This is a genomic window from Sphaerochaeta globosa str. Buddy (assembly GCF_000190435.1).
GTDB classification, from domain to species: Bacteria; Spirochaetota; Spirochaetia; order Sphaerochaetales; family Sphaerochaetaceae; genus Sphaerochaeta; species Sphaerochaeta globosa.
In genome coordinates, this window is the sequence record NC_015152.1 from 3,027,044 (window position 1) to 3,040,096 (window position 13,053).

The 13,053-nt window shown below is 49.4% G+C and carries 13 protein-coding genes; 3 read left to right on the forward strand and 10 right to left on the reverse strand.

Annotation, left to right across the window (positions count from 1 at the left end; genetic code table 11):
• Positions 1–32: 32 nt before the first annotated feature.
• The 10 genes from SPIBUDDY_RS14105 to SPIBUDDY_RS16455 form a co-directional block, all read right to left on the reverse strand.
• Positions 33–386: a CxxCxxCC domain-containing protein gene (locus tag SPIBUDDY_RS14105; RefSeq protein ID WP_013608444.1), complete on the reverse strand. Its 354-nt coding sequence runs from the start codon at positions 384–386 to the stop codon at positions 33–35.
• Positions 379–1,179 carry a 5'/3'-nucleotidase SurE gene (gene surE / locus SPIBUDDY_RS14110; protein WP_013608445.1) on the reverse strand — a complete coding sequence of 267 codons (801 nt, stop codon included), beginning with the start codon at positions 1,177–1,179 and terminating at the stop codon, positions 379–381. Before surE ends, SPIBUDDY_RS14105 begins: the two co-directional genes overlap by 8 nt.
• Positions 1,176–2,345, reverse strand: coding sequence for a galactokinase (locus SPIBUDDY_RS14115; RefSeq protein WP_013608446.1), 1,170 nt, complete (start codon positions 2,343–2,345; stop codon positions 1,176–1,178). The genes surE and SPIBUDDY_RS14115 overlap by 4 nt, the downstream gene beginning before the upstream one ends.
• Positions 2,346–2,521: 176 nt before the next feature.
• A complete protein-coding gene (gene rpmE, locus SPIBUDDY_RS14120; protein WP_013608447.1) occupies positions 2,522–2,725 on the reverse strand; it encodes a 50S ribosomal protein L31 in 204 nt (67 codons plus the stop codon).
• 70 nt (positions 2,726–2,795) lie between these two features.
• Positions 2,796–4,733 carry a transcription termination factor Rho gene (gene rho / locus SPIBUDDY_RS14125; RefSeq protein WP_013608448.1) on the reverse strand — a complete coding sequence of 646 codons (1,938 nt, stop codon included), beginning with the start codon at positions 4,731–4,733 and terminating at the stop codon, positions 2,796–2,798.
• A 140-nt stretch (positions 4,734–4,873) separates the two neighbouring features.
• Positions 4,874–6,139, reverse strand: coding sequence for a nicotinamide-nucleotide amidohydrolase family protein (locus SPIBUDDY_RS14130; RefSeq protein WP_013608449.1), 1,266 nt, complete (start codon positions 6,137–6,139; stop codon positions 4,874–4,876).
• Positions 6,136–7,800, reverse strand: coding sequence for an apolipoprotein N-acyltransferase (gene lnt, locus SPIBUDDY_RS14135; RefSeq protein ID WP_013608450.1), 1,665 nt, complete (start codon positions 7,798–7,800; stop codon positions 6,136–6,138). Before lnt ends, SPIBUDDY_RS14130 begins: the two co-directional genes overlap by 4 nt.
• Positions 7,801–7,832: 32 nt before the next feature.
• Positions 7,833–8,159, reverse strand: a complete 327-nt coding sequence (locus SPIBUDDY_RS14140) for an HU family DNA-binding protein (RefSeq protein ID WP_013608451.1) — start codon at positions 8,157–8,159, stop codon at positions 7,833–7,835.
• A 74-nt stretch (positions 8,160–8,233) separates the two neighbouring features.
• Complete coding sequence (rpsT, locus tag SPIBUDDY_RS14145) at positions 8,234–8,515, reverse strand: 30S ribosomal protein S20 (protein WP_013608452.1); 282 nt, start codon at positions 8,513–8,515, stop codon at positions 8,234–8,236.
• Between the two features lie 126 nt (positions 8,516–8,641).
• A complete protein-coding gene (locus tag SPIBUDDY_RS16455; protein ID WP_013608453.1) occupies positions 8,642–9,742 on the reverse strand; it encodes a PSP1 domain-containing protein in 1,101 nt (366 codons plus the stop codon).
• 187 nt (positions 9,743–9,929) lie between these two features.
• Between SPIBUDDY_RS16455 and SPIBUDDY_RS14155 the strand changes: the two genes are divergently transcribed.
• Genes SPIBUDDY_RS14155 through purD form a run of 3 tightly spaced genes read left to right on the forward strand, consistent with a single transcriptional unit; the run spans position 9,930 to position 13,017 of the window.
• On the forward strand, positions 9,930–10,715 hold the full coding sequence (locus SPIBUDDY_RS14155; protein WP_013608454.1) for a TatD family hydrolase: 786 nt from the start codon (positions 9,930–9,932) through the stop codon (positions 10,713–10,715).
• The gene (gene dusB, locus SPIBUDDY_RS14160; RefSeq protein WP_013608455.1) at positions 10,712–11,710 is read left to right on the forward strand and encodes a tRNA dihydrouridine synthase DusB; all 999 of its coding nucleotides are present in this window, start codon (positions 10,712–10,714) and stop codon (positions 11,708–11,710) included. The genes SPIBUDDY_RS14155 and dusB overlap by 4 nt, the downstream gene beginning before the upstream one ends.
• 50 nt (positions 11,711–11,760) lie before the next feature.
• Positions 11,761–13,017 carry a phosphoribosylamine--glycine ligase gene (gene purD, locus SPIBUDDY_RS14165; RefSeq protein ID WP_013608456.1) on the forward strand — a complete coding sequence of 419 codons (1,257 nt, stop codon included), beginning with the start codon at positions 11,761–11,763 and terminating at the stop codon, positions 13,015–13,017.
• Positions 13,018–13,053 lie beyond the last annotated feature (36 nt).

The following is a 13,053-nucleotide window of genomic DNA, read 5'->3' on the forward strand; positions in this document are numbered from 1 at the left end:
AGCACGGCCCAAAGGGTCAAGCCGCACACATCTCAAGCACGAAATGCATCGTAGAGAGGGTCGTCAGAGTCTTCAGGGGGACAGGTCTTGCTATGGATGTAACGAATGAAGCGCCGCTTGGCAAAACGAAGGTGATTATGCCGTGCCCAGCCCACATAGCCGCAGCTATCAGGCAGGTAGGTGGCAAACATGGCCTTAAGCCGTGTCATTTTTTTGCAGCGGGCACACTGGACGAATCGCTTCGCATACACCGTGCACTGCTTGGTAGCCGGATCGAAAAATTCACACCAAGAATCCAAGTCTATTACGAGGTTTCGACCGTATACGGCCTTCTCATGGCAACAGAGTCCGCATTTGGTGCATTTTTCTTCCCAGCACTTACCCACGATCAGCCTCCCGGCTCATTGCATCGAGGGCCTCTTGCACCTTGTGGTGCACCGGGGGGAGAATGGAAAGTGCTGTTACACTGATATATCCGTCACGAACAGCTTGAAAGTCGGAAAATTGGGTATCACAGCGTTGGATCGGTTGCACACCACCCTTGAGGGCGAGCACTACCGAGGTCCCGAACCGCACTGCAGCGGTATCGAAAAACCGATTTTCCTGTTCCCGCTTGGTCTCCACGGCATCATGATACTCGAGGTAGCTGAGCACCCCGCTTTTCCACTTGCCGTTGCCTTCTCCGGGAACATTGATATTGATGATGCATTCGCTGCTGGTCAATGGATAAAATTCCTGCAGGTGGTCCACCACAAACGCCGATGTGCGTGCAAAGGGGAATGTTCCATCCTTGCTGCGGCTGCAGCTGACCGCTATGGACCTCAGGCCTGTCAAGGCTGCTTCACGAGCCGCCCCTACGGTACCGGAGTAAAGGATGTCGGTGGAGATGTTGTAGCCGTGATTGATGCCGCTGATAACCAGATCGGGCTCCATGGGGAAAATCTTGCCTTTGGAGGCATAGAGGATGCAATCGGCAGGAGTGCCGCTGCAGTGGAACCGATTCTTCTCATATTCGGTAATGACAATTTCGCCTCGTAGTGTCATGGAGTGGCTGCTCGCACTGCGTTCTGAGGAAGGAGCACACACCCAAACATCGTGACCGCTATGCACCAAAGCCTCGGACAGCGCAGCCAGTCCTTCACTCTGATATCCATCGTCATTTGTCAGCAGTATTTTCATCTATACTCAGGGAGAACAACTTTTGCAGCTTCATGCCCACTATAGATATGCCAACGTGGGTGGAAACCAAAGATGTGCTCATAATCCTCCAGACGGCTAATATAGCTTGGAAGCGCCTGTTTACTCAAGAGGACCATGATATTGCCGGAAAATCCATTGGAAATCTGAACAGAACCAAGACACCCATTGAGTTCCGAGGCACGTTTGGTAAGCCAATCCACTTCAGGACAGGTAACCTCAAGCAAATCTCTCAGACCCGCTTGGACGCGGTTCATCAGCTTGCCATACAGCGAGGCATCCTTGGTGGTCAGCAGGGAAGCTGCATCATTGGCCAGATGCGACTCCATCAGCACATATTCACAGATATGGCGGGCTTCCTCGTCCAGGGGGACAACCCGGGCAGAGAGTTCACTTTCTGGAAAGTCACGCAAGAAGCCACCACTTTTCAGCTCCTTGAGCTTTCCGAAAGCACGCTCAATGGCCTTGCGTTTGCTGTTGATCTCCTCACGCATTGCATTAGGGGAAATCTTACTGTCGACCACAATGGCGACATAGTCCTCATTCTCTTCAGTGAAGGGAAAGGGAATCTCTTTGTAGGTCACATGCTGCAGATCAAAAAACAACACGTTGGAAGGCTTGCCATTGAGCATAGTAAGCAAATCGCTGACTCTGCACGGTTCACTGTTGAATGTGGTATTCGCTTGGTAGGCGATCCTGATCAGAGAAGTCAGTCCGAGCTTCAGGCCCATCAGGGCATCGAGTGCGAGGACAGTGCCCAGCGAGCACGAAGTGCTGACCATTTGGTTGTCGCTGTACAAGAGACTCCCCTCAACAGTGATGTTCAGCCCTGTAAAAACAACTCCCTCGCTAGAGAGAACAGAAATGACACCCTTGAGGTAATTGCCCCATCGGTCCTCTTTTCTATACTTGATATTCCCCAAGGAGAAGCGCTTTCGGTCATTGAGGGTGGCATTGGTGAGCCTCACCAGCTGATCATCTCGCAGCGAAACAGCCACAAAGAGTGTGGAGGCATCGGTGCCAACCAAGGACCACCCCTTGCATGCATCCGCATAGCTACCCAGCAGGGTACAGGTACCCGGCACTTGAGCTATTACGAGAGGAGTCTCTCCGTACTCTTTAACATGTTGTTTGATGACGTTATCCATGCCCCAACCTAATTTTTATGGGTCAATTTTAGGATACTTGTAACGATAATGCAACAGAAAACCTACTTTTGTACATTTTGATGCCCTTGCATCTCTCAACCCAATCGAAAGATGCTCGAACTGTGTTGCAAATAGCGTAAAAAAACCACCATTGCTGGTGGCTTCTTACTACATGCTTATTTCTCCAGACCGTAGCGCTTCTTGAAGCGTTCGATACGTCCAGCGGTATCAACCATCTTCTGGGTACCGGTGAAGAAGGGGTGGCAAGCGGAGCAAATTTCCAGCTCCAAGCTCTTGGCAGTGGTCTTGGTCTTGATTACGTTGCCGCAAGAGCAACGAATCTCAGCTAATTCATAGCGAGGGTGAATTCCGTCTTTCATGTTCAAATTCCTCCAGGGATATGTGTTCTGCTGGCTGTACGCAGCAGACTGGTTTCAAATTCTTTTGGATCTAGTAGCCCGCAGAGTTCGTAGGAATCCCGGTATTAATAGAGCGTAAGAACGCCTCATTATCCTTTGTCTTCCGAATTTTGTCAATGAGGAACGGAGTCATCTCTTGGTCGTCCATATCATTGACTGCATTACGGGTGAGCCATATCCTGGCCGCTTCATCAGGAGGCAGCAACAGATCTTCACGCCTGGTTCCACTTTTCTTGATATTGATAGCTGGGAAAAGGCGCTTGTCTGCGAGCTTGCGATCCAGAATGATTTCGTTGTTGCCGGTGCCCTTGAACTCTTCAAAAATTACCTCATCCATCCTCGATCCGGTTTCGATCAAACCAGTAGCAATAATGGTAAGGCTTCCTCCGAACTCAATGTTTCTGGCTGCACCAAAGAAACGCTTGGGCTTGTGCAGGGCATTGGAATCGACACCACCACTGAGGATTTTTCCGCTTGCCGGTACTGTTTGGTTGTACGCACGGGCAAGACGGGTGATTGAGTCGAGCAGAATCACAACATCCTTCTTATGCTCAACAAGCCGCTTGGCTTTCTCAATGACCATTTCAGCAACCTGGACGTGACGACTTGCCTGTTCGTCGAAGGTTGAGGCAATTACCTCTCCGTTGACGTGACGGCGCATGTCGGTCACTTCCTCAGGCCGTTCATCAACCAAGAGGACCATGAGAACAACCTCCGGATGATTGGTGCTGATGGAGTTGGCAATCTTCTGCAAGAGGACGGTTTTACCGGTTCTCGGAGGAGCGACGATCAGAGAGCGTTGGCCTTTTCCGATAGGGCAGAACATATCGATGATACGAACCGACATATCCTCTTCAACAGTTTCCAATCGCAATCTCTGATCAGGAAAAAGCGGAGTCAGGTTGTCAAAAGGAACGCGCATCTTAGCAACAATCGGTTCATCACCGTTTACTTTCAGAATTTTCAGGATGGCAAAAAAACGCTCACTCTCACGGGGAGTCCGCACCTGTCCATAGACTACATCACCTGTTTTCAAGTACAGGCTCTTGATCTGAGCGGGAGAGACATAGACATCCTCGAGTCCAGAGAGGTAGCTGTTGGAGGGAGATCTCAGGAACCCAAAGCCGTCGGGAAGAATTTCCAGGGTACCGGTTCCCACAATGACGCCACCGGTTGCACTATGGATCCTTAGAATTTCAGCTACAATTTCCTGCTTTCGCAAATCAAGAATGGTTTCTGCATTCAGTCCCTTCTCTATGCCTACCTTGCGCAGTTCATCAATGGACATATTGGTATACTGTTCCAGCTTCAGAACGGGAGCTTCCGGATGTTCTTCAATATTCAGGTCATACGAAGGTTCTTCATTCGGGTTTTGACGCATTGAGCGGTTCGGACCAAAACTCTGGCTCTTCTGATAGGAGTTTTTGGGATGCCGATTTTGCTGGTTGCGATTGTTGTTTTTATTAAATTGCGGATTCTTTCTATATTGATTCGGGTTCGGGTTCGGACTCAGATTTGGGTTCTGGTTCGGATTCTGGTTCTGGTTCTGGTTTTGATTCTGGTTTTGGTTCTGAGATCTTTGCTCACCCTGACTCTGCCTCTGATAGGGCTGCGAATCCTCTTGGGTTTCACCTTGAGTTTGTTGTACAGGAGCAAAAGAATCTTCTCGTACCGACTGATTTCTATCTTCAACATTCAAATCAAGTTGCGGTTGCTGATCATCTTGGGCTTGAGATCGATCTTCTCTCTGCTTGGTGGTGGCTTTTTTGGGTCTGCCTCTCCGTCTTTTCTGTTCCGAGGACTCTTTGTCTTCCTCTTGTACGGCACTCTGATCAGCAACATTTTCTGACGCTTTTGCAACCACAGGGCTTTTTTTACGGGTGATACGCCGTACCGGTCTCTTGGCCTTATCAGGCTCAGAGGGTACTGACAACGCAGCTTCAGTTTGCACTAATTCTTCGGAAGACATAGGATAAACTCCAACGGAACAGGGATTTACACGTACCAAAGAGGTACATTAATAGCCCGACTCCTAAACTGTGATACAGGATGTAAGAATATGCGGGAACAAAATTAACGGTACACTGATAATTTCCCGCGATTGGTTCTCTAAATATATTGCCACTTCTTCACAGTGTCAAGCAAGCAAGCTCCTTTGATATACTGACTTGCAAGAATCAAGGCTACAACGGAAGCCTTTCTTCTGACAGAATCACGACCATAGGAAGTAAGTTGCACTCTCACTGCCGCACTTGAACGGTGTTTGGAAGTAAAGCCGAACCATACGGTTCCCACCGGCTTCTCGTTGCTTCCGCCATCCGGACCGGCTATGCCACTGACAGACAAGGCCCAGTCGGTATTCGACGATTTGAGCATACCTTCAGCCATCTCCAAAACACAGGCCTCACTGACAGCACCATGATTCTGCAAGGTTGCATCACGTACCCCAAGCATCGCCATTTTCGCCTCATTGGCATAGGTGACTGCTCCTCCATAGAACCAGGCTGAACTCCCCTTCTGGTCGGTAAGCAGCTTCGCAATAAAGCCTGAGGTGCAACTTTCAGCACAGCTTATGGTCTCACCTCTTTCCACCAACAAATCGGTCAGCAGCTGAGCAGGCATTATATCACCGGCGACAAGCAATGAAGGTCCAACAAGAGAGTTGAGACGATTTGCCATCTCAGAGCGTTCTTCCTCATTCCCTCCCACCAGATACAGGCTGATCTTCAAATCCTGGAAACGAGTCCCCCACTGTAGCCCATTAAATGTTGCTTGCCTGCAGAGTTCGTCGAGTTTTGCTTCAGGAATGAGAAAGGTTGAGTATTCACTACGCGAAAAATCATCATGACCGATCAACTGTGCCAAGTAGGGAAGAACCTGGTCGAAAAACATGGGGTCCATTTCTCTGGGAGGGCCCGGCATGGCAATGCAGACAATCTCTCGTTCGCCTTCAGGGATGATGCCCATAAAGCCGGCGGCTGTTCCATACGGGTTGGGAATGGCTGCAAAGCCTTGGGGAATCATAGTCTGCTGCTCGTTGGCTCCCCAAATCCGCTCACCGATACGCGCATACAATGCATCAAAGGTTGCCTGGTCCCGTACCAAGGGAACTTGTGCCATTTGGGCTACGATGGAGCGGGTCAAATCGTCACTGGTAGGGCCGAGGCCCCCGGTCAGAATGACAATATCACACGTATCAACGCATTCCTTGAGGACCTCGCCAATGGTTCCGTCATCAGGTACCAGCACCATGCGGTCCACCCGGTATCCTAGTTGGGTCAGTTGGCTGGCTAGAACCTGACAATGTTTGTCCGCGATGACACCGCGGGTCAATTCAGTCCCGATAATAAAGAGTGCTGCACTGATATAGGTCATGTTCTCTTCTGCCTTCTCTCTCGAATAAAGTGTATAAGGTGATTGAGGGCTCCCAACCCAAGCAATAAATACGACAAGTAGATTGCCAAGAAGGCGAACCAGTCGATGTGTCGTGTATAGAAGGTGGTACCATGGACTTCTCCCGTGAATACGGGAACGTCATAGATGCGCCAGCCTACCTTGAAGGGCTCCATGGGTTCAATGATCTTCCCTGTCACGTCGATTACACACGTCATGCCACTGTTGGTACCGCGTACGGTGGTCCGGCGGTTCTCGATGGAACGAAATACGGCCAGGCCCAAATGCTGCATCTCTGCAGACACGGCTTTCGACCAGCCATCGTTGGTCATGTTGACGATGACATCCGCCCCGTTGGCAACAAAGCGGGCATTCAAATATCCAAAGACATCCTCAAAGCAGATCGGAGTAGAGAATTTCACCCCTTCCTCGGTTTCGAAAACCACACTCTCATAGCCCTTTTCCCACCAGTTATAGTCATTGGCCAGCAACAGATTGTAAAGCAAAGGCAACTCTTTCTCGTAAGGAAAATGTTCGGTAAACGGAACAAGGTGTTGTTTACGGTACGTATTCTTAATCTCGCCATCCTCAAAGAAAATGACCGTATTGAAATCCTTGCGGTTCCAACTGCCGTCGGAAAGCAGAGCCGATTGGCCAGCATCGTCGATCACACCCTCGGGGTTACCGGTTACCAACGGAATGGGCAGGGATTTGCCAAAGGCAACAAATTCTTCGACTAAGGCCGAGGTGGCCGGGTCGGAGGGATAGTTCTCATGCCAGGCAACCGAAGGAACAAACGCTGTCTCCGACCAAAGGATAATGTCCGGATCAGATTGCAGAGCTTCAAGACTCATCCGCCGCAGGTTGTTGAAGTTGTTCTTATAGGTTGTGTACCCACCCTTCCAGGTGTCGGCACTGTGCTGGATGGTAGCAACCTTCCAGGTTTTTTCAGGCTCTTGTGCTCTCCAGTAGGAAATACTGGCAAAACCATAGATAAGGGTTGCCACCAGTACAATAGCGTAGGAAACCAAAAAAATCAGATGCTGCCTGCAGTACGCAGAAAAGCTCTCAAGACGGTTGCGCATCGTTTCCAAGAGGATGAAAGCCAAGAAGGTCTGAGGCAGGACCATGAGAAGGGTCACCCCCCAGATACCGGTAAATTCAGCAATCTGGATAAAGGGAAGATATTGGTAGGCGGCGGTGCCCAACGTCCCATAGGGATAACCGGCAAACCAGTCCTGGCTTATATACGAATAGGCCACCCAGATTATGCCCTCGACCACATACCCATACTTCTTGAACAACTTCTGTGCAGCCTTGAGGGCTGGAAACAACACGACCATCTCACCGCCCTTGATAATGGGGACGATCAGAATGGCAAGCGGGTGAAATGTCTTCAGCCAGTAATTGAAGAAGAGGTAGAACACGAAGCCGTAGAAAAAGCCATACACCGGTGTCAATTTCCAGGTGGTGTTACGAATCACTGCAAAAACTGGGACTAAGGCAAAGAACCCAATAAAACCCAACCCATTGGCCGATACAAGGCCCGGAAAGGCAAATGAGTAAAGAAATGCCGCTGCCAATAACACAAGAACCTCAGAACAAACCGTTCTGAGGTTCCGTTTGGGATTCAAATCAATCAAGAGATGCTCTCCTAATTCAAACGCGTGAAACTTCAGTCGTTCTCGTTCACTGGTTTGTTGTCACGCAATTCCCACACAAAATCCTTAAGCTCTTTGCCAGGACGGAAGATGGCGACCCCGTGTGTCTCGACTGCAACAATAGCACCAGTCTTGGGGTTGCGAGCTTTCTCCCTGCCCTTGCGGGTACGAACCTCGAAGGTTCCAAATCCACGGAGCTCGATGACTTGATCATTCTTCAGACCATCTTTCACTTCTTCGAAGAACTCGTCGATAATCTGATGGATATCGGCTCTATTCAGTCCATGCTTCTCATGGAGACTCTCAATAATGGCTGCTTTTGTCAATTTTGGTCCTGCCATGGTAACTCCTTAACTCACAGTATTTGCATAAGAACATAAGCCGATACCACTATCGGCTAGGGAAAACATGGCCGTTATGCCTGGATAGCGGCCTGGTTGCTCAATTTGTTGAACCTTGCCTGCAATCTGGACTTTTTGCGGCTGGCAGTGTTCTGGTGGATAATTCCCTTGCTTGCGGTGGAGTCAAGCAGTTGAAGACTCAGCGCCAGAGCAGAAGCAGCAGTATCCTTGTCATTGGAGACCACAGCGGCTTCAAACTTCTTAATAGCAGTGCGCATGGTACTCTTTGCTGCACGGTTCCTCATTCTCCTGACGCTGTTCTGTCGCTCTCTTTTCTCAGCAGACCTGTTAATCACGTAAGACCTCCAAACATATTACCTTGAATACGTAGTTATTTAAATGAAATATGAAGTCGGCAACACAGGGCCGACGGTGTAAAAACATATCACAGTCTATAAAATCGGTCAATACAATGCTTTACTTCAATTTGACAAAAATTCATCCGCATACTCCTTCGTTATCTCCCAACGAGCAGATTCCTCGTTAAAAAATACCGCTGAATGAGGGATTGCCAACATGCGGCCTTCGCTTCCATTGAGTAAAATTCGCTTGGACAGTATGTTGACTTCCGTAACTTTCATCAACTCAAATCCGACTTTTAATTTACTTCCTTCCGGGGGATAGTTGCGTTTCTCCTCTACATAGAAGTCAAATTCGTAAGAAAGGCAACACAGAAGTCGACCGCAGGGACCTGAAATTTTCATTGAATTCAGGGAAAGATTCTGTTCTTTCGCCATTTTGATGGAAACCGGGTTCAATTTGTCGGTCACACTATGGCAGCAGAAATCCCTTCCGCAGACAGCCAAACCGCCAAGCACGCGACTTTCATCACGCACCCCGATTTGCCGCAGTTCAATGCGGATTCGGAAAACAGAAACCAAATCTTTTACCAACTCCCGAAAGTCCACTCGTACGTCTGCAGTAAAAAAGAAAATAATTTTCGGTTCACCGATCAAAAAGTGTGCAGTGACCAACTTCATGTCCAGTTTGTGACTGGCAATCTTTTCGCGGCAAACGCGCATGGCCTCGTCTTCTTTCTCCACCAGTTCCTGATACCGATTCAAATCAGCAGGCGTTGCCAAGCGGTCAATCCACAGGGTTTCTCCTGAGAGATCAACTTCCTTGGGCTCGGGATGGGGGTTGCATCCTTTGCAGGAGTCGCAGGGATCTTCATCCGCTTCGCTGCTGTACAGAATTTCAATTTCTTCTTCAGGTTCGGCGATTATTGCTTCTTCTTCCTGTTCTTCCTTAGGAAGGCACTCACCGTGCAGGCAAGCACCCTGACACTGGTCGCAACCGGGAGTATACTCCTTGCCCAACCTGTCTGCACTTGCCACGATTATCCCCAAATCAAGTCCATACCGCGTAGGGGCCACCACTGACGTACCGGGGTACAATACGGAATCCCAGGCACAGATGCTGCTTTCGTTGGAAGAGGGGTTTTTCACCAAATATATATAGGCTCGTGAAGGTCTGGTCCGTTGACCTTGGCCTTCTGGAGCACGCATTCGTTCTTTTTTCATGCAAATCCTTTGCCAAAAGGGCACTAACGTTGTAAAGCTACCACGTGCACAAGAAATTGTCAAACTGTATATACATCTCTATAAGTGATTGACAGTATACGAGTTACAACGTTGACGACCCTGTTTGGCCATGCTATAGTTTAGTCATATCTCCCAATATGTTGAGAAGGCATCTCAAGGAGTCGGTATGCAACTGTTTGATACGCACGCCCACATCGGGTTGTTGCAGGATGACAAGATGGAACAACTGCTGGCAGTCCAACTTGCAAAAGTCAAGTCGGTCAAACACGTTGTAAGTATCTGCAATAGCCTGTCTGACTTCGAACGTACGTATGCCAACTTAGAGAGTGCCGATTCCATCTATCATGCGGTGGGGGTCTCTCCCACCGAGGTCGCCAATCCCGGCAAGGATTGGGAGGAACGGGTAATCGCCCACGCCCAGCAGAAGAAACGCATTGTAGCAATCGGGGAAACCGGCTTGGACTACTATCATATGTTCGGCGGTGACAAAACGCTGCAGATTGAGTTGTTGCTCAGGCACCTGGAAATCGCCCGTCACCTCGATCTGCCGGTGATCATCCACAACCGGAGTGCAGCCGAGGACCTGCTTCCTATTCTTGCTGAGAAACTTCCTCCTAAGGGTGGAATCCTTCACTGTTTCGGCGAAGACTGGAATTTTGCCAAACAAGCCCTTTCTATGAATTTAATGTTCTCATTTGCAGGTAACCTCACATTCAAAAATAGTAGAAGCCTTCAGGAGGTCGCCATGAGACTTCCCTCGGATAGGATTGTCATTGAAAGTGAGGCCCCTTTCATGACTCCCTATCCGTATAAAGGTGAGCGTAATAAAATCCACTATCTGATTGAAACAGCCAATGTCCTTGCCTCCCTCAGAGAGATCTCTCTTGAAGAGCTTTCTGAAAGCCTTTATGCTAACAGCCTGAAGGCATTTGCACTTCCAAAGGACGTATGAACGAACAGCAACTTTATCACCCTGTCCAGATAGGTGCGGTACACACAACGGGAAATCTCTTTCTTGCACCGCTTGCCGGCTATACGGACATTCCATTCAGAACGCTCTGCATCGAACATGGAGCCGATTTCACTTTCACCGAGATGGTCAGCGCAGAAGGGCTCTCCCGTGAGGGTGAAAAAACCATGGAACTGATGTACCGTGCCCCAAATGAGAAGCAATATGCAATCCAGCTCTTCATGAGCAATACCGATTCGCTGAAGCAAGCACTTGAGCAATTGCTACCTTTCCATCCCGAAGTCATCGATATCAACTGCGGATGTCCAGTCCCCAAGGTTACCAAAACAGGGGCAGGTTCTGCGATGATGAAAACGCCATCGCTGATCACCGATGTGGTGAGAACCATTACCGCTGAGGTCGATATCCCGGTTTCGGTCAAGTTCCGTACCGGGTGGGATGCACAAAGTGAAAACTTTCTTGAGTTCGCCCAAGCTGCCTTGGATGGTGGAGCATCGGCACTCACCCTGCATGCCCGTACGCGAAGCCAAGGCTATGCCCCGTTTGCAGACTGGTCCAAGCTGAGGGCTCTCAAGCAATACTGCCTTACGCATGGATATACTGTTCCCGTCTTTGGTTCTGGAGATCTCTTCATTGCCGAGGATGCCATACGCATGCTGCAGGAAACTGGAATCGATGCTGTCATGTTCGCACGCGGCGCTATTGGAAACCCCTTCATTTTTTCTCAGGCTAAAGCTCTTCTTGAAGGCAGGGAAAAGCCGGAGATAACAAAGCTAATGCGTGTAGAAGCCATTATCCGACATTTGGATTTGATGATCGAAACCTTCGGGGAGAAAACCGCCTGCACCTTAATGCGCAAGCACACCTGTTCCTACCTCAAGGGAATAGCCAATACGTCACCGATAAAACAGGCTGTTGTGCAGGCTGTAAAGCGTGAGCATTACCTCGACGCTCTCAGCCCACTTGTTGACCTGTGAAGCCGTAAAATGGTACGTTTATGAGAGTAAGCTGAGAGTAAGGAAGTGCAATGAGAGTATTAGTGTTAGGTTCCGGAGCCAAAGACCATGCCATTGCATGGTGGTTCTCCCAAAGCCGCCTGATCAACGGATTGTTCGTTGCTCCGGGCAATGTGGGGACGCAGTCCATCGCCACCAATCTTGCTATTGATCCCTCAGACCCCAAGCAGGTCTATGAAGCTTGCAGCACCCATGGGATCGACTTTGTCTTCGTTGGTACTGAAGCCCCCTTGTTCACCGGAGTTATCGATTACCTTAATGAAAGGGGCATCGACACCTTTGGAGCCCCAAGCCGAGCATTGAAACTTGAGGGTGATCGAAACTTCAGCCGTATGTTTACCGACCGGCACAACATCCCCACCCCCACCCATGCTCTCTTCGACGATGAGCAGAAACTTTCTGAATACCTTAAGCGCCATGAGGGTGAGCGATTTGTCGTAAAGAGTAATGCCATTGCACCGAGTCGTGTCATGATTGACTCCTCGGATTACCACTCCTTGATGGAGTTTTCAAAAAACATCCTTGCAACCAGCCCTATCATATTGGAAGAGCACCTCAACGGCCTTCCCATTACTGTCACGTTGTTTTTGGACAACAAAGGCTACCTCGCCCTGCCCACCAGCAGCGATTACATGAAAGCTGAAGAGGGAGGTCTTCCTACAGGAGGTATGGGCTCCATTTGCCCTGTGCCGCTCCAGGAGGAGGTAAGCCAAGCCTTGGTCGATACCATCATCGAGCCCACTCTGTTCGGATTGAAGGCCGAGCGCATGGCCTACAAGGGTGTATTGACGATCAGCGTCATCATCACCAAGCGTGGTCCGATTCTTGTTGACTACCACGTGCGTTTCAACGATCCGGCAGCCCAGGCTTTTGTACCCCTGATCAAAACAGACATTGTCGATATTCTCAATGCAATGAAGCACGATACCCTTTCCTCAATCACCCTCGAAGCATCCACCAAGTCCACGGTAGCTTTGGTTGTCGCCTCCGAAGGCTATCCGGAGAAGCCAATCATCGGCAAGGACCTGGAGCCAATGCCTGCTTCTTTGATGCTCAACACCTTCGAAGGAGCCCCTCGCTATTACTTCGGCGGTGTTCAGGAAATTGAAGGTAAATTGGTCACTACCGGTGGCCGTTGTGTCACAGTTGTCGGTGTCGGCTACAATATCATGAATGCGAATAAGAATGCCTATAAAGGCGTCAAGCATGTACATTTTGAGGGTGCATGGTTCCGCAAGGATATCGGCGACCGTTTCTTCGAGAACTAACTACAAGCAACATAGCTTTGATTTTTTGTATTCAGC